The sequence below is a fragment of the Acinetobacter sp. IK31 genome, from assembly GCF_035615195.1.
Classification (GTDB): Bacteria; Pseudomonadota; Gammaproteobacteria; order Pseudomonadales; family Moraxellaceae; genus Acinetobacter; species Acinetobacter calcoaceticus_C.
Window position 1 is genome coordinate 181,225 of sequence record NZ_JANBOB010000030.1, and the last position, 23,840, is coordinate 205,064.

The 23,840-nt window shown below is 37.1% G+C and carries 20 protein-coding genes and 1 tRNA gene; 7 read left to right on the forward strand and 14 right to left on the reverse strand.

Features of this window, described 5'->3' with window-relative positions; translation table 11 throughout:
• Positions 1-18 precede the first annotated feature (18 nt).
• The 3 genes from MSG66_RS14350 to MSG66_RS14360 all read right to left on the reverse strand — a co-directional run bounded on the left by MSG66_RS14350 (position 19) and on the right by MSG66_RS14360 (position 3,157).
• Positions 19-945 carry a LysR substrate-binding domain-containing protein gene (locus MSG66_RS14350; protein ID WP_202742954.1) on the reverse strand — a complete coding sequence of 309 codons (927 nt, stop codon included), beginning with the start codon at positions 943-945 and terminating at the stop codon, positions 19-21.
• 1,328 nt (positions 946-2,273) lie between these two features.
• Entirely contained in the window at positions 2,274-2,816 is a 543-nt protein-coding gene (locus MSG66_RS14355) for a cysteine hydrolase family protein (RefSeq protein WP_202742955.1), read from the reverse strand.
• A 41-nt stretch (positions 2,817-2,857) separates the two neighbouring features.
• Positions 2,858-3,157, reverse strand: a complete 300-nt coding sequence (locus MSG66_RS14360; protein ID WP_032063006.1) for a carboxymuconolactone decarboxylase family protein — start codon at positions 3,155-3,157, stop codon at positions 2,858-2,860.
• Positions 3,158-3,264: 107 nt separating this feature from the next.
• Between MSG66_RS14360 and MSG66_RS14365 the strand changes: the two genes are divergently transcribed.
• Positions 3,265-4,212: a GlxA family transcriptional regulator gene (locus MSG66_RS14365; protein WP_262472687.1), complete on the forward strand. Its 948-nt coding sequence runs from the start codon at positions 3,265-3,267 to the stop codon at positions 4,210-4,212.
• A gap of 415 nt (positions 4,213-4,627) precedes the next feature.
• On the opposite strand, the gene MSG66_RS14370 is transcribed toward MSG66_RS14365, so the two are convergent.
• From MSG66_RS14370 to efp, 4 genes are all read right to left on the reverse strand, one after another.
• Positions 4,628-4,704, reverse strand: a tRNA-Val gene (locus MSG66_RS14370).
• A gap of 168 nt (positions 4,705-4,872) precedes the next feature.
• Positions 4,873-5,178, reverse strand: coding sequence for a YbdD/YjiX family protein (locus MSG66_RS14375; protein WP_004643555.1), 306 nt, complete (start codon positions 5,176-5,178; stop codon positions 4,873-4,875).
• Positions 5,178-7,274 (reverse strand): carbon starvation CstA family protein, encoded by a 2,097-nt coding sequence (locus tag MSG66_RS14380; RefSeq protein WP_202742957.1) that lies wholly within the window; start codon positions 7,272-7,274, stop codon positions 5,178-5,180. Before MSG66_RS14380 ends, MSG66_RS14375 begins: the two co-directional genes overlap by 1 nt.
• Positions 7,275-7,440: 166 nt before the next feature.
• Complete coding sequence (efp, locus tag MSG66_RS14385) at positions 7,441-8,010, reverse strand: elongation factor P (protein WP_004643557.1); 570 nt, start codon at positions 8,008-8,010, stop codon at positions 7,441-7,443.
• Positions 8,011-8,083: 73 nt separating this feature from the next.
• On the opposite strand from efp, the gene epmB reads away from it, so the two are divergent.
• Genes epmB through MSG66_RS14400 form a run of 3 tightly spaced genes read left to right on the forward strand, consistent with a single transcriptional unit; the run spans position 8,084 to position 12,951 of the window.
• Positions 8,084-9,100, forward strand: a complete 1,017-nt coding sequence (gene epmB / locus MSG66_RS14390) for an EF-P beta-lysylation protein EpmB (RefSeq protein WP_324654451.1) — start codon at positions 8,084-8,086, stop codon at positions 9,098-9,100.
• 15 nt (positions 9,101-9,115) lie between these two features.
• Positions 9,116-10,861, forward strand: coding sequence for a GTPase (locus tag MSG66_RS14395; protein WP_202742959.1), 1,746 nt, complete (start codon positions 9,116-9,118; stop codon positions 10,859-10,861).
• Positions 10,858-12,951: an EAL domain-containing protein gene (locus tag MSG66_RS14400; RefSeq protein WP_324654452.1), complete on the forward strand. Its 2,094-nt coding sequence runs from the start codon at positions 10,858-10,860 to the stop codon at positions 12,949-12,951. Before MSG66_RS14395 ends, MSG66_RS14400 begins: the two co-directional genes overlap by 4 nt.
• Positions 12,952-13,014: 63 nt before the next feature.
• On the opposite strand, the gene rpmE is transcribed toward MSG66_RS14400, so the two are convergent.
• From rpmE to MSG66_RS14420, 4 genes are all read right to left on the reverse strand, one after another.
• On the reverse strand, positions 13,015-13,239 hold the full coding sequence (gene rpmE / locus MSG66_RS14405) for a 50S ribosomal protein L31 (RefSeq protein WP_003650476.1): 225 nt from the start codon (positions 13,237-13,239) through the stop codon (positions 13,015-13,017).
• A gap of 193 nt (positions 13,240-13,432) precedes the next feature.
• Positions 13,433-14,404, reverse strand: coding sequence for a bile acid:sodium symporter family protein (locus MSG66_RS14410; protein ID WP_202742961.1), 972 nt, complete (start codon positions 14,402-14,404; stop codon positions 13,433-13,435).
• 133 nt (positions 14,405-14,537) lie between these two features.
• On the reverse strand, positions 14,538-14,939 hold the full coding sequence (gloA, locus tag MSG66_RS14415; RefSeq protein ID WP_003650472.1) for a lactoylglutathione lyase: 402 nt from the start codon (positions 14,937-14,939) through the stop codon (positions 14,538-14,540).
• Positions 14,940-14,961: 22 nt separating this feature from the next.
• Positions 14,962-17,133 (reverse strand): AmpG family muropeptide MFS transporter, encoded by a 2,172-nt coding sequence (locus MSG66_RS14420; RefSeq protein ID WP_324654453.1) that lies wholly within the window; start codon positions 17,131-17,133, stop codon positions 14,962-14,964.
• Positions 17,134-17,298: 165 nt separating this feature from the next.
• Between MSG66_RS14420 and MSG66_RS14425 the strand changes: the two genes are divergently transcribed.
• Positions 17,299-19,917, forward strand: coding sequence for an ATP-binding protein (locus MSG66_RS14425; RefSeq protein ID WP_324654454.1), 2,619 nt, complete (start codon positions 17,299-17,301; stop codon positions 19,915-19,917).
• Positions 19,918-19,968: 51 nt separating this feature from the next.
• Here the strand turns inward: MSG66_RS14425 and MSG66_RS14430 are convergent, their stop codons facing one another.
• From MSG66_RS14430 to surE, 3 genes are all read right to left on the reverse strand, one after another.
• Positions 19,969-20,898 (reverse strand): LysR family transcriptional regulator, encoded by a 930-nt coding sequence (locus MSG66_RS14430; RefSeq protein WP_042898042.1) that lies wholly within the window; start codon positions 20,896-20,898, stop codon positions 19,969-19,971.
• A gap of 101 nt (positions 20,899-20,999) precedes the next feature.
• The gene (locus MSG66_RS14435) at positions 21,000-21,827 is read right to left on the reverse strand and encodes a peptidoglycan DD-metalloendopeptidase family protein (RefSeq protein ID WP_133972380.1); all 828 of its coding nucleotides are present in this window, start codon (positions 21,825-21,827) and stop codon (positions 21,000-21,002) included.
• Between the two features lie 111 nt (positions 21,828-21,938).
• The gene (gene surE / locus MSG66_RS14440) at positions 21,939-22,709 is read right to left on the reverse strand and encodes a 5'/3'-nucleotidase SurE (RefSeq protein ID WP_324654455.1); all 771 of its coding nucleotides are present in this window, start codon (positions 22,707-22,709) and stop codon (positions 21,939-21,941) included.
• 101 nt (positions 22,710-22,810) lie between these two features.
• On the opposite strand from surE, the gene MSG66_RS14445 reads away from it, so the two are divergent.
• Together MSG66_RS14445 and MSG66_RS14450 are read left to right on the forward strand one after the other, a co-directional pair.
• Positions 22,811-23,182 (forward strand): MCR_0457 family protein, encoded by a 372-nt coding sequence (locus tag MSG66_RS14445; protein ID WP_324654456.1) that lies wholly within the window; start codon positions 22,811-22,813, stop codon positions 23,180-23,182.
• Between the two features lie 153 nt (positions 23,183-23,335).
• Complete coding sequence (locus tag MSG66_RS14450) at positions 23,336-23,758, forward strand: MCR_0457 family protein (protein WP_262472675.1); 423 nt, start codon at positions 23,336-23,338, stop codon at positions 23,756-23,758.
• Positions 23,759-23,840 lie beyond the last annotated feature (82 nt).

A 23,840-nucleotide genomic window follows, 5' to 3' on the forward strand; every position in this document is an offset into this window, starting at 1 on the left:
TAATGAATTTATAAAAAGCTAATTTAAGCCTTTCTGCCCGACTTGTCCAGGCAACTGTTCTAATAACCAGCTGCGAAAATGTTTTACACTAGAGGGAACCAGTCCTCGATCCGAAGGTTCTAACATACTAAAATTCGCTTCTGTACGTAATACAGTTTCAACCGGGCGAACAAGAGAACCATTTTCTAAATAATCATCAATTAAAGAGCCCCATGCCAATGCTACTCCCTGACCATTAATTGCAGCTTGGAGCAACATTGGATAGTTATTAATATTGACTCTATTTTTAGGTTTCACCATAGGATAATTGACGGCTTCAAACCATTCAGCCCATGTAATCCAATCCTTTTGAGAGTCATCTAGATAAAGTAATGCTTTGCCAAATATTTCCTCTGGAGGAGTACCATCCTTAAATTGAGCAAGATAATTTGGACTACAAACAGGAAATACTTCCTCTGGGAATAACGTGGTGACTTTCATTCCTACGGGAGGAGTTCGGCAATAAAACAGAGCTAAATCAAAGTCCATTTTCTGTAAGTCTAAAATATTTTCTGTCGTTAATATTCTTAGATCCACCCCTTCGTTATTTTGCTGAAAAGTAGCCACTTTAGGTAATAACCAAAGAGCAGCCATTGCATTTGTAGTTGCAACGGTTATTTGATGTTCACCCTGCCATTTCTTAATTTCAGCCGTTGCTTGAGCAACATCCAATAAAGCACTATAAATCGTTTGGTAATATTGCAATCCCATAGGTGTTAAAGAAATATTTCGATTTGCACGAGTAAAAAGTTCTTTGCCCAGATACTCTTCTAACTGGCGGATTTGGCGGCTTATCGCTCCTTGAGTAACATTTAACTCATTTGCTGCTTGTGTAAAGCTAAGGTGGCGTGCGGCTGCCTCAAACACAATCAAGCTATTCATTGGTGGTAATGGCTTAATCTTCATGGACACTCCTAATTTGTCCCATTTCCGTAGAAACTCTTTTCCATTTCGAGTTCTTTTACCAAGCTATTTACTACGAAATTCAATTTTTGAACATGGCAATATGAAATAAACCATGACTTTTCCTCATGTAGAAGATCTACCTCTACAGTATTGACATATATGCCTGTAAAGCCCATAAAATCGCATAAATATATTTTAATAAAAAGTGAGTAAAAGTATTCAATCCATGAGTTTTTCTCATTTGAATTTTATTAATGAAGTAAAGCCTATTACAAGTTGCTCCTGAAGAATTAAAATTTTAATCAATAAAGAAAATAAATTTTTTGTTGGACGTAGTTTGACAAACACAAAGTTTTAAAATTCAGTCAAAGCCTTTCCATATGTAGTTTTTAGGTAAATTAAAGATAATCGCTGTCCAACAAAAATTAGTTTTTGCTTTACGTAGCTTTACGAAATGAAAATTCAGAAAAAGCTAAAACCTTTACTGCACATAGCTTACGGCGTATTTTTTATAAATCGCCGTAAAGCAAAATTTACTTGGACGTACTTGGACAGATTTAGATAAATATACTTTTTATAAATCTGCTGTATGCATTGATATACATAGCTTATAGAACATTTTAAATCATGATCCATAGCTAAGCCGTCCAAGTAATTACTTAGATGTACTTAGATGTACTTAGATAGAATTTAATAAAAATCATATTTTGCTTTACGTAGCTTTACGAGATGAACAATTGAAAAATACTAAAATCCTTATGGCTCATAGCTTACGGCGTATTTTATACAAATGGCCGTAAAGCAAATTTACTTAGACAGAATTGAATATAAATCATGTTTTTGTTGTACGTAGCTGTACGAAACAAAATTATAAAAGAGTCAAAACCATTGCATTGCTTAGTATAGAGACTCATCCATAAAAAATTACTGTACAGCTAAATGCTCTATTACTGCTGAAATAATTAAATCTTAAACTTGGTTATCCTAATTATACGAGTTTACCTTGACGCACCTTGACGAAACTCAACCTTTTAAAATCCACTAAAACCACATTTAATTATTGATATATAATGAATTAAAGAGAAATCTTCTCTATTTTTAGAGGCTAGTCTGTCAAGGTGAATTACAAACGCTTCGTATAAGTAAAAAGGAAAAGTTTCCTTGATGTCCCTTGATGAAATTTCAATTATCAAAAAGAGATGAGATATATTATTCATGGCTTTTGAAAGTAATTGATTAATCATTCTATAAGTTGGCCATCAAGGAAATGAAAAGTTATTTCGAGCTAAAGAGTTACTCTGTTTTTATACGAAGTAACTCTTTATAACTTAACTCAAGTATTCTGCTGTAGTCTTTATTTCAGCATAAGCAAAACCTAATGCTGCCATAAATGCTGAATGTACTTGTTGTGCAGAGACTTTAGTCTCACCAAATTCCAAGTCCATTCGACCACATGCATCTTCGATTACTGTACAGTTAAAGCCAAAATCTGAGGCAGCACGTGTAGTGGCATCTATGCAGATATGACTCATTGCTCCAATAATAGTTATTTCTTCGATACCGTTTTTCTTCAAGGTATCTAGTAACACAGTTTTTAAAAAAGAATTTGGATAATTCTTGGTAATGATAACTTCATTATCAAGTGGGGCGACTTCTTCAATAATTTTAACGCCATCCGTATTCGGTGCAAAAAAAGGTGATTCAGTCTCTAATGCTTCATGGCGAACATGAATAATAAAAGTATTCTTTTCACGAGCATCAACAAGAATTTTTTTGGCGTTTTCAACAGCCTGATTAATATTCACTAAAGGAAGTTGACCCGTTGCCAAATATTCATTTTGTAAATCAACAATTACTAGAGCATGACTCATTTTATTTCTCACTTTGAAATAGGATTAGAGAGGAAAGGTATTTAAAGTAAGTGGCTTGCATGAGCAATTGCACCACCAGCTCGCATTGCACCAGCTAACATTGCTGCTTCTGCAATTTCTTCATCAGTTGCGCCCGCTTGTTTTGCGCGTATTTTATGATCTTCAATGCAATATGGACATTGAGTTGTTAAGGCAAGGGCAATTGCCATCAGTTCTTTATATTTTGCAGGGATATGGCCGTCTTTAAAAACAGCTTCATTAAATGCTAAAAAGGTAGTAAATGCTTCAGGTGTTAGCTTACCTAATTGTTTAAGCTTTTCTAGGTTTTTCATGTCGTACATAATCTCTTCCTATTTTATATGTAGATCTCGATATAGCGCAGAGCTTGACAAATTTTGTTAATTTGATTAATAGTCATTAATGACAGATTTATGGTGAAAAGTGACATATGGGGAGTTTGGTTGAAATTGCTATATTGCTTTATCCAACTGCACATCTATCTTCAGTTGGCGGGCTTACAGATTTATTTAAATTTATAAATAATCAAGTTCCTTCTTCTCAAAGCCCTCAAGTCAAAGTAACTCACTGGCAAAGTGAAAATGACCAGATCATTAAAGTCTTTGATTCTCATGAAAATCATAAAAGCCAAATAAGTTTTGTTATTATTCCTCCTAGTTTTGAAGAGCCAGTTTCCCAGCAAGATGCTCAAGTCTATGTTTTATGGCTCAAAGAGCTTTATCAACGCGGAGTAATACTCTGTTCAATATGTTCAGGTATCTTTATTCTCTTAGAAACAGGAGTGCTACAAGGGCGTACTGTTACAACACATTGGTCAAATATTACGACGCTAAAAACAAGGTCAACTCATCTGAAAGTGGATTGTAATAAGATGGTGGTTGATGAAAACGATATCATTACCACGGCAGGTCCAATGTCATGGATTGATATGGGATTTACACTAACTGAGCGTATCTACGACACTTCTTTTATGGTCAAGATGGCTCAATATCTCTTGCTTGATCCACCCATACGAAAGCAATCATATTATAAAAATTTTGTTCCAAGCTTTGATCATGGAGACGAGGTAATTGTGAATGCACAACATTGGTTGCAAACACATTATAATGAGACGATTACAATCGATATGTTGGTTGAATTGACTCATTTAGAAAAGCGCACCTTATTAAGACGTTTTAAAAAAGCAACTAATTTAACTATTGTTGAATATTGCCAAAATTTGAGAATTCAAAAAGCACAAGATCTTTTAATAACTACCAATTTGAGTTTTGATTCGATATCTTGGCAAGCTGGATATAAGGACAGTTCTTCATTTAGTAAAATGTTTTGCAAAAATATAGGCTTATCTCCTATCGAATATCGAAAGCGCTTTAAATAATCAAGTATTTATGTTGTCGATAATTCTTATTTTCTTAGTGAATTGTGCCCTGCTAATATCTAAAGAATCCTATAGCTGATTGAACTTATAAATGCCTTCATCACAAGACCAAATAAGCTGAATAAAATATTTACTATCAAAAACCTCACAATCACTATTCATAGAATTGTAATCCATTTATATGGCTGTCTTAGATATCTGATAAGGGTCTTTTCTTAATTGCGGTTCTTTTCATTCAAATTATGGCAAACAAGCTTGTATCATGAGTTCAGTAATTGAATCATGATACACGTGATGATACAAGGATCAATCTGCTATATAAGTTTATACAAACCAATAAAAAAGCCCTAAACCATTATAGTTTAGGGCTTTTTAAATCATGTAAAGCTATTTGAGTTTATATGACTTAATGTCTTGGTAGGTATATCCAGACTCGAACTGGAGACCTCTACGATGTCAACGTAGCGCTCTAACCAACTGAGCTATACACCTAAGATGGAAAGCATAATATTCATTTTTCAAAAGCAAAACAAGTGATTTTCAATTGAAAAAAATACAAATGAGCAGACTTTAAGCAAACTCTTTTTCATTTTCCAAAAAAGAAAAACGGTACATGGTTTAACCACATACCGTTTTGTTTAGCTGAATATCAATCTCAACTTAACAAGGGCATTTCTTTAAAGTACCGCCAGCCGATGGATAACGCGCATCGACACAATAGCGATAGAAAGTTTTAGCATCCATTGGTGTTAAATCAGAATGATGAAGCTTCATGTGTTCCAGATAAGTTTGATAATCTGGCACTCCAACCATGAGTCGAAAGCTTTGCTGCAAACGCTGCCACAGTGTTGCAATACGCGACCAGTTCTTTGGAGAGAGCAATAGCTCTTTTTGTGAGAGCACCGTCATTTTAATGATTTTCGCAATAATGACAGTTCCATTTTTTGCAAATTTAAAATTCATCATTACTTTCCTCGCGTGGTGACCACTTCAGGATCAGCATATACAGCTGGGGATTCATTTACAGTCGGTGTTGGGCTTGCTAAAGCACGGCGGACAATACCAATTGAAGCAATAATCATGACAATCGATACAATCATAAAGAAGCCACAAAGCGCAGCATTAATCTGATTAGACATCACAATGTTTTGCATCTCAGCAATAGTTTTGGCTGGTTTAAGAATTTCACCACGAGCGATTGCATCTGAAAATCTATTTGCTTGCGCTAAGAAACCAATCTTTGGATTTTCGTGGAAAATCTTTTGCCAACCCGCAGTCATACAGGTAACAAACAAGAAAATTGTTGGGATGATGGTCACCCATACATATTTTTCTTTTTTCATTTTAAACAAAATGACTGTACCCAAAATGAGTGCCATTGAAGCCAGCATCTGGTTACCAACACCAAATAAAGGCCATAGTGAATTGACACCACCTAATGGATCAATCACACCTTGATAGACGAAGAATCCCCATCCACCTACTGCTACGGCTGTTCCAACCAAATTACCCAAGAATGAACTAGAAGATTTAATCTTAGGAATAACAATACCCACTGTGTCTTGCACCATGAAACGACAAGCACGAGTTCCGGCATCTACAGCAGTTAAGATGAAAAGTGCTTCAAACAAAATAGCAAAGTGATACCAGAATGCCATCATTGAACGGCTATTGAAAATTTCCGAAATGATATGTGCCATACCAATCGCAAACGTAGGTGCACCACCTGTACGCGATAAAATCGAAGTTTCTCCAACTTCCTGTGCTAACAGCGTTAACATTTCAGGAGTAACGACAAACCCTAGATTACGAACAGCTTCTGCGGCGGTTTCTACAGTTGTACCAAGTACAGCCGCAGGCGCATTAATTGCGAAGTAGATACCCGGATCTAATACGGTTGCACAGATCATCGCCATAATACCGACGAAAGACTCCATGAGCATGCCACCATAACCAATCACGCGAATATCCGCTTCGTTATTAATGAGCTTTGGCGTAGTACCACTTGATACAAGCGCATGGAAACCAGAAATAGCACCACAGGCAATAGTAATAAATAGGAATGGAAATAAACTACCTGAGAAAACAGGACCAGTACCATCAATAAAATGAGTCACTGCTGGCATTTTTAATTCAGGTAATGCAATGATAATACCGACTGCTAGACCGAGAATGACGCCAATTTTAAGGAAAGTTGATAGATAATCACGTGGCGCTAGCAATAACCAGACTGGTAATACTGAAGCAATAAATCCATAAATGATTAAGCACCAAGTGAGCTGTGTTCCAGTTAAGGTGAAAAACTCACCCCAGTAAGGATCTGCTGCAACATGTCCACCATAGACAATAGCAAGCATCATTAAGACGAAGCCAATAATAGAAACTTCAGCAATACGTCCTGGGCGAATAAATCGCATGTAAACGCCCATAAATAATGCAATTGGAATAGTCGCTGCAATAGTAAAAACACCCCATGGACTATGGGCAAGTGCTTTAACCACAACTAAAGCCAATACTGCAAGGATAATAATCATTACCCCAAGCGCACCGAGCATTACAACAATACCGGCAAAAGAACCTAGTTCTTGTTTTGCCATTTCACCAAGCGATCGACCGTCTCGACGCGTTGAAATAAATAAAACTAAAAAGTCTTGTACTGCACCCGCGACAACCACACCGACCAGTAGCCAGATTGTCCCTGGTAAAAAACCCATTTGTGCAGCCAAAATTGGCCCGACCAATGGCCCCGCTCCGGCAATTGCCGCAAAGTGGTGACCGAAAAGCACATATTTATTGGTGGGAACATAATCCAGACCATCGGCTAAACGATGTGCTGGGGTTAAACGTCTTGGGTTTAATTCAAATACTTTAGTTGCAATAAATAGACTATAAAATCGATATGCGATGCTATATACACATGCTGCAGCAAGTACAAGCCAAACCGCATTGACATGTTCACCACGACTGAGTGCCAGCATCCCAAAAGAAATTGCACCTATAATTGCCACTAGGCTCCAGACTAGCTTGGAGGGAAGCGTAGATTTCGCTTGCATTGTGTCCATTCTTAACCTCTCAATAAATAACTACAGCATTTTTATATTGTTATATACTGTTCTTTGCTCACTCCTTGTGACTCTACTCCTCCTTTAATTTTTTTCCTCTTATACTTTCGCATAAAAAAAGGGATGATTGACATCATCCCTTCGATAATAGTTTATTTTTTAACTATTATGCACGCTCTAAATAATCGCCAGTACGAGTATCTACACGAACGCTATCTTCTTGCTGAACAAATAACGGAACACGAACAACCGCACCTGTTTCAAGCTTAGCTGGTTTACCGCCACCGCCAGATGTATCACCGCGTACACCTGGATCAGTTTCAACAATTTTTAATACTACGAAGTTCGGTGCACTTACAGTTAAAGGCACGCCGTTGAACAACATAATCGTACATTTTTCATTTGAATCGTCTTTTAACCATTTAGCAGCATCGCCCATTGCAGTTTTATCTGCTGCGATTTGCTCAAAAGTTACAGGATCCATGAAGTTCCAAAGTTCGCCATCATTGTATAAGTAGTCCATTTCTACTTCTACGATGTCAGCCGCTTCTACAGTATCGCCAGACTTAAAAGTTTTTTCTAAAACTTTACCAGTTCTAAGGTTACGTAATTTTACGCGGTTGAACGCTTGACCTTTACCTGGTTTTACGTATTCATTTTCCATGATTGAACATGGGTTACTGTCAAGCATGACCTTAAGGCCCGGCTTGAAATCATTTGTAGAATAATTGGCCATGACTGGCACACTCCAAACTTAACAAGTCAACTATGCGATATAATGCGTTGTTGCATTATCTTAATCGTGTCAAATGATAAACTATTTATACCAAGAGCAAAACTGGCAATCGCAACTGAGTGACCTTATTACAGATCCTTTGGAGTTGCTAAACCTACTCGAGTTATCCACCGATCAGCTATTATCAGGTGCGATTCTGGCTTCTGAACAGTTTAAATTACGGGTTCCTCGCGCGTTCGTCGGAAAAATGAACGTTAAAGACCCTTTTGACCCGCTTTTGCTACAGGTTTTACCTCATCATTTAGAGCTTGAAGAACATCCTGAATTTGTAACTGATCCTTTAGGTGAAGAAGCAGCAAATCAATTACCCGGTGTATTACATAAATATAAATCACGTTTTTTACTGACTTTGACGGGTGCGTGTGCCGTACATTGCCGTTATTGTTTCCGTCGTCATTTCCCCTATCAAGAAAATTTACCGAAAAATGACGATTGGCTAAATATAAAAAATTATATTGAAGCGAATCCGCACATTAATGAAATCATTTTGAGTGGTGGCGACCCCCTTACACTTTCTAATCGTAAATTAGCACTTTGGCTAGAACGTTTATCATCTCTCAAACAAATTAAGATTCTGAGAATTCATTCACGGGTTCCAATTGTTATTCCAAACCGTATCGACGAAGAGCTGATTTCTTTATTAAAAAACAGTAGGCTGCGTATTATTCTGGTGGTACACTCAAACCACGCTTCTGAACTCGATGACTTTACCTGTTCAAAATTGTTGCAGTTATCTGCGGAGCACATTACTGTACTTAATCAGGCAGTTTTGCTTAAAGGTGTTAATGATTCTGCACAAACATTAATTGATTTAAGTTATCGTTTATTTGAAGCTCGCGTTATGCCTTATTACTTACATGTTTTAGATAAAGTAAAAGGTGCACAACATTTTGATTTAATACCATCTGAGATAGATGATATATATCGTGATGTGTTAGCGAACCTACCGGGGTATTTGGTTCCTAAACTCGTCAGGGAAATTGCGGGCGAAAAGAATAAAACACCGCTTTTTGGGGCTACAACATTTTGAGTTATATAATAAGTGATGATGAATAATGCACTATCGGACATTTTTCACAATCAAACCGAGCTCACTCGTGAACGGTTAAGCTTTTGTGAAGCCAATATTAAAGATCTTAATGAATGGGTCACTACCCTTTCTATTATGCAACTCGGCGATACGTCAAAAGCATTATTCACCGCTATTTTAGAACTCAATGAATTAAAATGTAGCGAAACCTTGCGTTTCGATCTCATCCAAACGCTTCATCCTACCATTAATAACGTTCTTGCGAGCCTAGAAAAAAACTTTTTTAACCAAGGTGTTATTAGCACAGACCGTAATGAACACATTATTGAATTAGCAATGTTGCTCCGTTGCTATTTTGCCAGTATTTATTTAAATATTGCTAAAAATAGCCATGAGCAATTACAACATCAAAACTTTTCACTGTTTGCCTATAAACAAAAAAAGAATTTGCAAACGGCACGTACTTTATCGACTTTCCATGCGCTGAAACAATTAACCAGTCTCTTATATCAACAGCATATGCTCTATAGTGAGCCGGTCAAAGGGCAATGGTTAATTGCACATCAGCTCTATGAAACCGCTGTTCAACATAAATATCATCTGGTAAATATTAACCATATTCAGGGTGTACATCATCCTCTAGCAAATATTACCCAAGCTTATGCTCAGCTGATTCTGCTCGATATTTTAAATACAAACCAAATTCGTCAGTCAGAAATTCAGGCATTATTTCAATGTAGCTTTGACTGGGCAAGAATGATTCATATTTTGCCGAAAGATACAGCATTAACGAAATATGTGGTCGACCCAAGTAAAGATCATCCACCAGTTTATAACACCAAACGCAGCTCTAACTTTAGCCCAAGCATTTTTATAGGCACACAGGCTTTACTTGAGCATGTCACTGCAACCATGCATAAAAATGCGCAATATATTTCCAAGAATGAAAAGTTTTATTTAAGCCCAGCTTTAAAGTTTCATGTTCAAACTATTTTAGGTACTACGGCTCAACGTCGTCATGAGCGGTATGAATATAATGCAGAGCTACAAATTTGTTTTGGTTTAAGTACGGCTCATTTCTATCTATCGAAAGCAAAAAATTTCGAAGAAACGCTACAACTGAACAATAACTACAACTTACAAAGTGAGTCTAAAGTTTTATCCAATTTAGAGAAAAAAGAACAACAAACGACATCCTATCAACGCTTAAGTCGTGAAACTAAAACCATTTATCAAACCACTGTTCTCGATATTAGTGTCAATGGATATCGTATTAAATGGTCTGGGGAAGCACCGAAAAATCTAAGAACCGGTGAATATATTTTAGTTAAAGAAACCTTGCATGGACAATGGCGTGGCGGGGTCATTCGCTGGATTAAACAGTCGACAGAAAAAAGCCTAGAGTTAGGTTTAGAGATTTTGTCACAGGCCATGTTCCCTTGCGCAGTGCATATTCAAGCTGAGCGTCATACGCGCAATTATCATCCTGCACTATTACTACAAACACAAAATTTAGAAGAAATACAAAACACATTAATTTTACCGGGCTCACAAATTTTTAGAGAGCAACAAACAATTCATTTACGATTGGGGACAGAAGAAATCAAAGTGTATCTACTCAAAGCACAACTCATTACTCAAAGTTTTATTCAATTTCATTTCGAACTTTTGAATGAGCAGCAACAAGGCCTGCTTGATCAGTTCATGATGAAAAAGGGTAATAACTCTAGCAGTCAAGATTTATGGGAAGCACTAAAGTGAGAAACTCTTTATTATCTAAAAAGTTAAAACGTACTGAAACACGTTTACTCATTATTGATGACAACCAGCTACGTTATAACCAGATTTTAAATTTATTATTGGGGAATGATTATCAAGTTCAGGCATTATTACTTGATGATTTAAAAAGTTTTGAAAAACAGCTAAATACGCCTTGGGATGCTATTATTTTTGGTCGTGCTTACGACCTAAAAATTGAACAAACCCTCTCCCTTATTCAAGCATCTGAGCAGCCACATTTACCTGTTTTGTTATTGCAACCTGAAGACTATCAACCTCAGCAATATCAGACCTATATTCATAAAGGTATTTATGATGTCGTTCCATTAGAACCATTAGATTATTTTTATATCACGCTTATTCGGACCTTGTCGTATAGCCACTTATTGCAAACCGAGCAACGCCTGACCAGCGAACTAGAGACTATTCACTCTCATACACAAACCTTGGTCAATAACAGCCATAAAGCTGTCGCCCTCTTTCAAGAAGGCATGCACGTTAAGGCAAATACAGAATACCTCAACCTTTTTGGCTTTAAGCAAGAAGAAGAGATTATTGGCCTGCCGATATTAGATGTTTTACAACCCAATGATTTAAATATTTTTAAACAAAGATTTAAGAAGATTTCATTAGGTCAATTTGATCAGGCGCGTTTTGAAATCCAGAGTCAACACGCAGCAATTTCAGGTAATAATGCTTTAAAACTTGAATTTATTCCCAGTCAGGAAGAAGACGCCGTACAGTTAACCATTGACTATCAACCGGATTTACAAACTCCTGCAAACACTGTTTTTTCTGAAAAGAGTTATGGGTTAATTACACCTTGGCAACAGATTAATCGACAGCTATCATCCCACCCTGCTCAAGCAAATGCATTGGTTTTATTTAGATTAAGTCAGTGCCCAGAACGTGTATTTCAACTCGATTGGCAAACTCCTGGCCAATATTTTAATCAGCTGCAAAGTTTCCTGAAAGAACAGGCACAAATGCCGATTTTCAATCTTGAACTTGGGGCATATATTGGCGTTTTGCAAGCCGAAAACAGTACAGTCCTTAATTCCCAATTGGCTAGTCTGCAAAGTTTGCAAAAAGAGTATTTATTACCGATTAATGAGCTTAACTATTCGATCCAGTTTAAGCTGAGTTATGCGCAAATTACTGAACCTTTAAATGAAGCTAGTTTTGCAAAGCTTCTTGATCAAACAAGTCAGCAAGAGTTACCTAAGGCGAAGTCAGAAATCGAGTTAGCGCCAACCATCAATTTTATCTCTTCTATATCGCTTGATCTAAGCCTTCAGAATGTTGATGCTCCTGTGCAATCCTCTTTATTGCAACAATTAAAGCAACAGTTAGCACTGGGTGAAATCCATTTAAAATATCAGCAGATTTATGATAAGCATGATCAAGAAACCCATAACTATGAAGTGACTAGCGGTTTTATTGCAGATGAACAGTGGCACGATTTAAACGATTTAGCTGCATTAAGAGATGATAGCGAACTTTCTATTCAATTAGACCGTTGGATCTTGGTTGAGGCTAGCAAGCAGCTACATAATTTTATTACGCAGTATCCGAAAGCTAAACTGATTATTAACTTAAATATTGATATCTTACTTAAAGATAAATCATTCCCTGAGCTGATTTCAAAATTACTCACCATTATTGGTAGTAAGCAAGAAAGCCCATTGGTTTTACAATTTCCAGAGCAAGCTATTCAGCCACATCTTGCAATTGTGCAGCAACAAATAGCTCGCCTACGTCAACACGGTGCAGAAATTTCAATTCGGGATTTCACATCTTCTATTTATAGCGAATCGATATTGCAACAACTTGATGTTCAATATTTAAAATTGCAATCGAAGAAGACCGAGCTATTAAACTCAGACGCTGGTTTAGCGCAATTACAAGAAAAGGTTTTGAACTATTTGACTGTAAAACCAGTAGGGATTTTGCTTGCCGATCTTAATGATATGAATTTATTTGCTAATGCTTGGAATGTGGAAGCACGTTTCTTACAAGGTCGCTATTTCCAGAATAAACTTGATCGCTTAACAGACGTACAAGATCAATAATGGTCTTGTCGCTTACAAACAAAAAACGGGCATAAAGCCCGTTTTTTGTTTCGTTTTGCAGTATTAACGCTTGATAGAGCGAGACATACCAGAAAAACGTTGTTTGAATTTGTCGATACGACCACCAGTGTCTACATTCTTTTGCTTACCAGTGTAGAAAGGGTGGCAAGCTGAACATACGTCAAGGTAGATAGTGTCTTTACCTAAAGCAGAACGAGTTTCGATTACGTTACCGCAAGAACAAGTTGCTACTAATGTTGCATATTTTGGGTGAATATCGGCGCGCATCGTCGATTACTCCTAATTTAGAAAGGCTTAAGCTGCCATCGCAATTGATCACTCTCAACTAAGTTGAGGACAGGCTCAAATGAGCAGATCAACACCACAACAGACCATTCTTTTGGCCCACCGAAACCTCTAGGGTTAGAGCTAAGCACAACAAGTGGACAAGATTATACGTCAAATAGTTTTTATTTGCGAATTAATCTTTAGATTTAGCCCAGTAATTTGCAATTACCCCACAAACCATTAATTGGATTTGGTGAAAGATCATAATAGGTAACACAATCATGCCTAAAGGCTGGCCAATAAATAAGATTTGCGCCATCGGCACACCACTTGCCAGCGTCTTTTTTGAGCTACAAAAGAAAACCGTGACTTGATCTGCTCGGTTGAATCCCAAAGCACGTGGTAGATAAAGTGCTAATAGCATAATGATGGTTAAAAGAACTGAACAGGCAACCGTTAGAATAAGTAAGGTTTTCCAACTTACCTGATGCCAAAGCCCTGCGACTACCGCCCCACTGAATGCACCATACACCACCATCAAAATTGAGCCTTGATCGAAAGCTTTAACAATACTTGGAACTTTTGCCATATAGGGAAAAATATAAGGACGTAATATTTGCCCTAAAATAAATGGTACTAATAGCAACAATGTAATTTGTATAATTGAAGCAGTCGGATCGAACCCATGTTGGCTTTGGCCTAAAATAAAAAAGCTCACCAACACTGGTGTAATAAACATACCAATTAAATTTGAAAAAGATGCACTACAGACCGCTCCAGCCACATTCCCTTTTGCAACTGATGTAAATGCAATAGAAGATTGAACCGTAGAGGGTAAAAAGCACATAAACAAAAAACCCCAGTACAGCTGTTGACCTAATAGAGGTAACAGAATCGGCTTAGCCAACAAACCAATCACTGGAAAAACAAAAAAAGTAAATGCGAATACAAGTAAATGCATTTTCCAATGCAAAATGCCTTCAATTACAGCCTCACGAGACAGCTTCGCACCATGCAAAAAAAATAATATTGCAATCGCGACTGTGGTGAGTGTATTGAAATATTGCGCTGCTTGACCATTGACTGGAAAAAATGTTGCTAGCAATACCATTCCAACCAACAAAATTGTAAATCGATCAAGTGCCAATAACTTCAACATAGCCACATCCTATGATTATTTTAGATAAATAAAAAACCCAGTTGATAAATTGACCATTCGGTCGGATATTCATCATACTGGGCTCTAAAAATAAAGCTAGACTTTTAAGACCTAAATCTTAATCATCCAAGTCATTTACTTAGTTATTTCTTGCATCAGCATCTTGTTGAATCAACTCGATTTTATAACCATCTGGATCTTCAACAAATGCAATAACCGTTACGCCGCCTTTCATTGGACCAGCTTCACGAACGACTTTACCACCACGTGCTTTAATTTCTTCACATGCTTTATAGGCATCATCAACGCCAATGGCAATATGGCCATATGCATTGCCTAAATCATAACTTGAAGTATCCCAGTTATGAGTGAGTTCAAGCACAGTATTGGTTTCTTCATCACCATAACCAACAAATGCCAGTGTAAAGCGCCCTTCTTCATAATCACGCTTACGAAGTAACTTCATTCCTAATACTTCGGTATAGAACTTTAAAGATTGTTCTAAATTGCCTACTCGCAACATTGTATGAAGCATTCGCATATATCTATCTCCTAGGAAACTTTTATTCTGATGATCGCTTACTTAACAATTTACCTACCCAAATCACGAGCAATAAAATTGGCAAACCCATCAAAAATGTAACCGTAAAAAAGCCTGAATAACCGATATGATTTACTATGGTACCTGAGTATCCACCAATTGTTTTAGGTAACAACAGCATTAAAGAGCTAAAAATAGCATATTGCATGGCGGTAAATGACACACTAGTTAAACTAGAAAGAAATGCGATGAAAACTGCACCAGCTAATCCGGAAGCCAAATTATCAAATATGATTCCCATAACTAGCCAGACTTTACTATAAGGTACAACTACTTTTCCTTTTAACTCGATATCAATATTTTTATCAACTGGAATCGCTGGAATATCAAATAAACTCATACGATAACGAGGTTGGTTCTCTGCTAACTGTTTTTTATAACTATGTATTAAGCTTAGGTTATGTAATTGCTTGTTAGCTTCGTAACTTGCCTCTACTCGAATTTGATCAAGTTTAGCGAGTTCATTTCCAGGAATAACGACATTCCAATCATTATCCTTAATCTTACCTTCTATTCTATTTTTTGAATTCAATAAAATACTAACTGATTTTATTTGACTATTTTTTGGTAAGTTCAATAAATTACCATGAAGAATTACATCTTTCTTTAACTCATCTTTATATAAGAGATTATCCCCACCAATTGCTTGAATATAAATATCTGGTTGAGATTCTGAGTTAAATAATTTTAATGGAACAGATATCTTTAAAGGCTCAGGATTTCCTATCGGCTGTGAAGTAATTGAGACTTCATTCTGAGTTGTTAAGTTATTGCTTGGGAATTGTAATGACCAATTTCCAACTTCATCAGGATTTACAGTATAAACCTGATCACCAATATTAACCTGAACGTTCTGCATAGTTGCGCCAGATTTAACTAAACCTACAAAAATCAAATTAGTCGTGCTTGCTAGAATTGCTCCTAATAGCATCATCTTCATAACATTATAACGTTGGGCTAACATCCCTCCCAGAAAACCACCCAATATAACAAAGAAAATTGCAAAAAATTTATTAAACCAAGCAATTTCTTCTTTATCAAAATTTAAATCTAAATAGAATAAATTAGCCATTACACCAGCAACGATATCGGAAATACGATAAAAACCAATTAATAATAAAATTGCTAGTGCAACTTTTACTCCATATCGTTTAAAAAAATCTAAGAGTGGTGATAGCCATGTTTCTACAACAATTGTCTTATTAATCAAGCCAAATTTAATTAAAGTTAAAATTGCAACAACAGCAATTAATATACTAGTTAAGAATTTTATAACTAAAACTATAAAGCTCAAAAAAGCATCTTGAATAGAAAATGAATCAAAAATTAAGCCAATTTGATAAAAACTGGTAGCAAAAACTATAGTTGAAATAACAAAAACTGAGAATAACTGGAAATAATCTTTAGTTTGATAATGATGTTGAATACGCTTAACTTGAGGTTCATGGATGAGTAACGTTGTAATAATCCCTATAGACATTAAACCAGCCATTAATAGATAAGTGGTTCGCCAAGCCTCATATATATAGTTACCCACAGCTGTACCTAAAGAGGCTGCGAATAATAGCGCACCCAATTGTGTAATAATTGTAGCAGTACGATATCCGGCATTATAAGTTGAAGCCAAAACAGTTTGTATATTGGGATCTTCTGTTAATTCAATTCGATAAGCATCCACAATAATATCTTGTGTAGCAGATGAGAAACCTAGAAAAATAGCAGCTCCTGCCATAATCGTTAGATTTGAAAATGAACCAAAATCAGAGGAATTCGGCAGTGGATTTGTAAATGCCATCATACAAATTGCACAAATTACCAAAAGCTGAGCCACTAACAGCCAACTTCGTCTTAGTCCCATTTTTTTTGTTAAATACGGAAGTGGCAATTTATCTATTAATGGAGCCCAAATAAACTTGAATGAATAAGCTAAAGCCGCCCAAGAAAACATCGTAATAGTACTTCTATTAATTCCAGCTTCAGTCAACCAAAAAGATAAGGTTGAAAAAATCAGGAATATTGGGATGCCCGATGAAAAGCCTAGAAACAACATAATAATTGCCCGGCGATCTAAGAAAGCCATAAAGGAACTTTTCCACCCTTTAGATTCAGCACTCATTCGTTTTTTATTTTCCATAAATTATAAATGTGCCTATTCAAACCCTTCTTACAATTGCTTTCAAGATTCTTTATGCAAACATTTTGGGTTTGGCGATAAAAACCGCAAGTTTGCTTGATATTTTATGCTAAACCTGTATACCTTTAGGCCTCAACCTTCGTTTTCTTTTGCTGGATATCAACAGTGACACAAAAACTTGATCAAGTGACTATTTCAACTTTATCACTCGCTAAAACAAACACCACAAACGTCACCGTAAATGCATTTCCTTCAGCTTTTGAGAAACCTGATATAAAAATGACCTTAGATAAGACCGTTTTAAAACCTGAACAACTGACACATATCCCAGATTTTGAAAAAATCCCAGCTTCGACAAAACGCATCAAACCTCTTAATAATTTTTTAGGTCAAGATCGTGCAAAAGCATCTGTAGAGGCAGGAATTTCTTTGCCATACTCAGGCTATAACATTTTCGCCGTAGGAACTGCTGGTTTAGGCAAACGTACCATGATCAAACGTTTGTTACAGCAGCACGCTAAAACAATGCCAACACCTGATGACTGGGTGTATGTCTATAATTTTAAACAAGCACGTCAACCTATTGCCCTACGTTTTCCAGCAGGTCAAGGGACTAAGTTTCAACAGGCACATGATCAAACTTGGCAAATTATTTTAAAACAACTTGAACGCCGTTTTAGTGCAGAGACTTATCATAACCGTATTGAGCGTATCCGTCAGGAAACAGGTGATGTACAACAGCAAGCGCTTGTTGAACTGACCAAAGAAGGTGAAGAACTTGACTTAAAACTCATTTCTCGTAATGAGAAACACGGTTTTGTACCCGTACAAATTAAAGATGATCAAGTTCAAGAACTTACCCAAACAGATATTGATGCGTTAAATAGTAAAGAACGCGCTGAAATTGCTGCCAATATCCGTTATATGGATAAAAAGCTAGATCGCCTCGGTCTACACTTAGGCGATTTAGAAGATGATGCACGTGACAAAGTGTCTGTGTTAAATCGGGATATTGCAACGCAAGTCGTTATACCAAGAATGGATCTTATTTTAAATAAATATGGTCAGGTTAAAGGACTCGAAGATTACTTAAAACAATATGCTCAAGATATTATTGATAATGTTGAACTGATTTTAGAACAAGAGGAAGATGATTTTACTCCATCTATGTTCAATCGTGTTCCTGCACGTTATCAAGCCAATGTGATTGTTGCAAATAAACCAAATAGTGGCGCTCCTGTTATTTTTGAAGACTTTCCAACACACTATAATTTACTTGGTCACGTTGAACAGCTCACCCATAACGGCACAATTATCACAGATTTCACCTTGATTCGTCCTGGTTCATTGCATCAAGCCAATGGTGGCTATTTAATGCTTGAAGCTGAGCAGCTACTAGAACAACCATATGCTTGGCAAGGTTTAAAACGCGCTCTTAAATCTGGGCAGCTTAGATTATCATCACTAGAACATATGCTGACTTTAACCGGTAGCATTTCGATTGAACCTGCTGCAATTCCGCTCGACATTAAAGTGATCTTAATGGCTGAGCCTGAAATTTATTATGAAATTTTAGAGGTTGAACCGGAACTTGGTAGTGTCTTTAAAATTCGTGCAGATTTTACCGATACTCTTCAACGTAATGAATCGAATGAACAAGCTTATATGCAGTTGATTGCTGACTATGTGCAAGCCGATAAATTATTACCATTTGATCGTAGCGCTTTAGCAGCTTTACTCACTGATTCTAGCCGCCAAGCAGAAGATCAAAGCTCATTATCATTACATGCATCTACTCTAGGTGACCTTATTCGGGAAGCGCACCACCACGCGTTTAAAGCCGAGGATAAGATCGTCACTGAACAGCATATCAATCTAGCTCTACAACATCGACAATATCGCTTAGGCTATTTAAGAGAGCTTTACTGGCAAGATCTGTCACGTGGTACACAATTAATCGAAACGTCAGGATACCGTTTAGGTCAGATCAATGCCCTCTCTGTTATTCATTATGCAGATGTTGAGTTCGGTTTGCCTTCACGTTTGACAGCGTCTGTTTATCAAGGTGGTGGTGATATTCTTGATATTGAACGTAGTGTAGAACTTGGTGGTTCACTTCATGCGAAAGGCGTGTTGCTCATGTCTAGCTTCTTGAAAGCTCACTTTGGCCGTGAACAGATTTTACATTTCTCCGCTGCGCTAGCATTTGAACAGAGCTATGGCCAAGTCGATGGCGACAGTGCCACTGTTGCTGAACTTTCAGCATTGATTTCTGCAATTAGCCAAATACCAATTGATCAATCATGGGCAATTACTGGTTCTATGAACCAATTAGGACAAGTCCAGCCAATTGGTGGTGTAAATGCAAAAATTGAAGGCTTTTATGATGCATGTAAGTTGCAAGGTTTCACAGGTAAGCAAGGTGTCATTATCCCTCGTCAAAACATGCAGCATTTAATGATACGTCAGGATGTTATTGATGCTGTTCGCAGCGGTCAATTCCATATTCATGCGATTGATACGATTGATCAGGCACTTGAAATTTTAATGGCTCGTCCAGTTGGTGCACTCGATAAAAAGGGTAAATACAGCAAACATTCAATTTATGCAGCAGTGATGGAACAACTTGAATATTGGCAAGCCATTGAAGATGGTGCTGAAATTGAAGAAGAGCCAAAAAAGAAAAAGAAAAATAAGAAAAAAATTAAGAAGCATGAAGAACTTACTGCTGACGATCTGCCACAAGAAAATGCAGAAGAAGTTGCCACATTAAAACAGAAGTAATAAAAAAGGGCCTGTAAAATGCAGGCCCTTTTTACTTGTAGACTTGCAAAATTAACGAACGATCTGCATCGCTCGTCCGCCAGCCAACTGGCTAAAATATTGTTTAAGTGCCTCAACACAACGTTGAATTTTCATCGGTTGTTGATCGTGCTTTGCGGTCTCTGCATATAAAGTAAAAGCGGGAAGTTTCCAATCAGGAAGAATCTCAATTAAAGTACCAGCCTTAAGCTCTTTTTGAGCATCTAAATATAAAATTCGGGCAATACCATGTCCTTGTTGACATAACGCTTTCGCAACTTGCAAATTATTACTTTGCAAACGGCTGATCATTTCAATATTTAATTTTTCACCAGTTTTGGCATGTTGAAAATTAAAACTACGTGATTCGCTCATTGCATTGATAGAAAGCAACTCATGATTGTTTAAATCATTTGGATGCAAAATCGGGCTTGATTGATTGAGATAGCTGGGAGAGGCCACCATAATCTGATCGACAAAAGCCATCGGAATGACAGAGCTACTCTCTTCTACCTGAGTAGAACTCATTCGTACTGCAATATCAATTCGCTCTTCAATTAAATCGATATAGCGATGCCCAACTTCGAAATGCACAGATAAACCGCGATGAGCTGACATCCAGTGAGATAATGCAGGAATGAGGTGTTGAACTGCTAAATCCGGAGTTGTTGCAATACGCAAATCCCCGATTAAGTCATCCCTCAATTCATTAATTCTGATTTTTCCCCTTTCAGCAGCCGCCAACATTTCTTGACAGCTTGAAAAAAAAGCCTGTCCGGCTTCTGTTAAACTAAGTTTACGAGTGGAGCGATGTAATAGAGTTACATCCATTTCATGCTCGAGGGAGCGAATTTGCTGGCTCACCGCACTTGTTGTAATTCCTAATTCACGTGCCGCACCACTAAATGAACTTTTTTCAACCACACAAGCAAAAACACCCATCGCACGAAGCTGATCTAACATAGGTTTCCTCAAATCTAATTTTAAATTTATAAAAAATGCTTATTGTTGTAATGAAAGCAACCAATTACATTATACGAGGAAACCTAGTTTTTTTGCATTAGCTATTTTGGTAAAAGATTTATAGGATTAATCGGTTTTCCATCCAAACGAATCTGGAACTCAAGCATGACCTGAGATGCTCCAGTAGACCCCATTTCGGCAATTTTTTGTCCAGCAGTTATATTATCACCACTTTTCACCAACATCTTGCTATTGTGAGCATACGCACTGATATAACCATCAATATGCTTAATTAAAACCAGATTTCCATATTCTTTTAAGCCATCAGCTGCATAGACAACTTGTCCATCGGCTGCGGCATAAATAGGGTCACCTTGATTTCCACCATAACGGATTCCCTTGACATTATTTGCCAAATTAAACCCTTGAATTACTGGCCCATTAGTCGGTTTTATCCAACGTAAGCTCGAATTTGGTGCAACCGAAGTCACCGTAGTATTCGTTGACGGAACGGTCGTTGAAGGCTGAGTTACTGGAGTAACAGGCTGTGTTGTTGGTAAAGCAATGGTTTGACGCTTAATTTGCTCAGGTTGCGCCATGACTTGCGTAGATACCGTTCTTGGTGAAGAGCCTTTCTTCAAACGCAAAGACTGATTGACATAAATACGATATGGCGCAGGAATATCATTCATTTCGGCAATACTGATATAGTCCAGACCATAACGCATTGCAATACCACTTAAAGTATCACCTGAACGAACCGTGTAATAGTTAGGAGCCATTGCATAGCGAGAACTATTATTAATTTGCGGTTTAGAAGCACATCCAGCCATAGCCACAGTAAAACCTACAGCTACAGACAACAGCATAATTTTCATTATTTTGTCTTTTTGGATATTCACTCTGCTTTGTTGCCCAATTAAATGCATTGATCTCCCTCACTAAATGCTACAAATCATTTCGGCTAAGAGTAACAAAAAAGTAAGAGGAAACACGTTCCTCTTTTTCTTTATTCACAAAGTTATAACATTCGAGGCAAATTATTGACTCAAACTTAGCTGTAGGTCTTCTAAAACAGCATAATTTGTTGCGTCCATCTGAATTGGGGTAACACTTACATACCCGTTTGCCACTGCAAAAAAGTCAGACTGAATCTGGCTTAAGTCAGGCTGTGGATCTGTAACTGCCTCGCCCGCTAACCCAATCCAGTAAACTTGACGCCCTCGTGGGTCGACATGACTGGTAATAGGTTTAGATTGAGCACGGCGTCCCTGATAGGTAATTTGTGCCCCTTTTAACTGTGGCACATCAGGAATATTAATATTAAAGATATGTCTTGGAGGCAGAGCTGGCAGTCCGCTTGCAATAAAATCATGAACCCACTGAGCAGCCTGAGCATAATCTTCTTTATTGTTATAAGCGCGCACATCTGGGCCAGCTAAAGAGACAGCAATGGCTGGTTGCTTCATTAAACGACCTTCAAATGCGGCACCTACTGTTCCCGAATATAAAACATCATCACCTAAGTTTGCGCCACTATTGATCCCACTTACGACCAAATCAAATTCGAAATCAAATAAACCATTCATGGATAAATAAACACAATCTGCTGGTGTACCATTCACTGCCCATACATCTTCGGCAATTTGAATTGGGCGCAATGGTCGATCTAATGTTAACGCACTTGAAAAACCGCTTCTTTCACTTTCTGGTGCAACCACAACCACACGGCCAAGTGGTTTTAATGCTTCAGCTAAAGCTTGTATACCGGGTGCAAAGACACCGTCATCATTCGCAATCAAAATATTCACTAAAATCTTTCTCTACAAATAAACCTAAAGGTTTTCACAATTGAATTATTCGTTGAATTATATATATTTATGCCTCCATAGCATTATAAAATTGTGAAAAAATGAAAACTTTCGCTCCTTTTTTTCAGGTATTGGGGATCAGCATCACATTGTGTACGCAAGCTGTTTTTGCAGATGAGAATATCTCAACACAAGAGGCTGATAGCTTAATTAAAGATGACATTGCCGCAACGCAAGTTTTGCAGGAAATCTGCCCAGCTTTCGTTGGAACAAATAAAAAATTTGAGTCAAATACTCAAAAAATTATTGCGATGTATCTAAACGGTTATTCAAATAAATCAATTACTCTCAGTACTCTACAACATGATGCAGAGTTTAAAACTTTGTTAAATGAAGCACGTCAAGCTTCAAAACAAATGGACTATCATGAGCAACATGAGCTTTGTGAAGAGATCGTCAATTATAAAGAATAGATCTTTTGCTCTTTTAGAGTAGAGGTTTATTTATTGAGGTTTTCTGCTTAGTATTAAGCAGAAAACCAACATAACAATACATTTTTTCCATTTTCTTAACCTACAAATTGGTTAAGCTATCGACATATTTAAATTTTTTATTTCGGGTTATCGATGTTTATGAAGAAAAGCTTAGTTCAATCGCTCTCTTTGGTTTTACTTATGAGCATGGCAACAGTGGGTTTTGCTGCTGACAAGAAAAAAACGGCTGAAAATAAAACCGAAAATGAAAATGTTGTTGAAGTAACTCCACAACAAAGCATAACCCCTGAAGAATTAGCTGCAATTCAAGTACTTTCTGAAATTTGCCCAGGTCTTATTGGCAAAAAAGATGCTGATTTTGCGCAAGGTTACGAACGTTTAGTTAAAGACTACCTACCCAATGAAACTGACGCTGTCTCTGCATTAGAAAAACGCAGCAAAGACAAAGGCTTCAAAAAATACTTAAAAGAAGCGCGTAAAGATGCTAAAGCAGCGGGTGATGAGCAAAACACATTAGTCTGCCAAGACGTGAAAGCATATCAATCGCAAAACTAAATTAGCAAAAAACTCTTGAGTTACAATACTGTTTGAAAAAGCCGACTTCCCCCATAGAAGTCGGCTTTGCTTTATCCTAAAA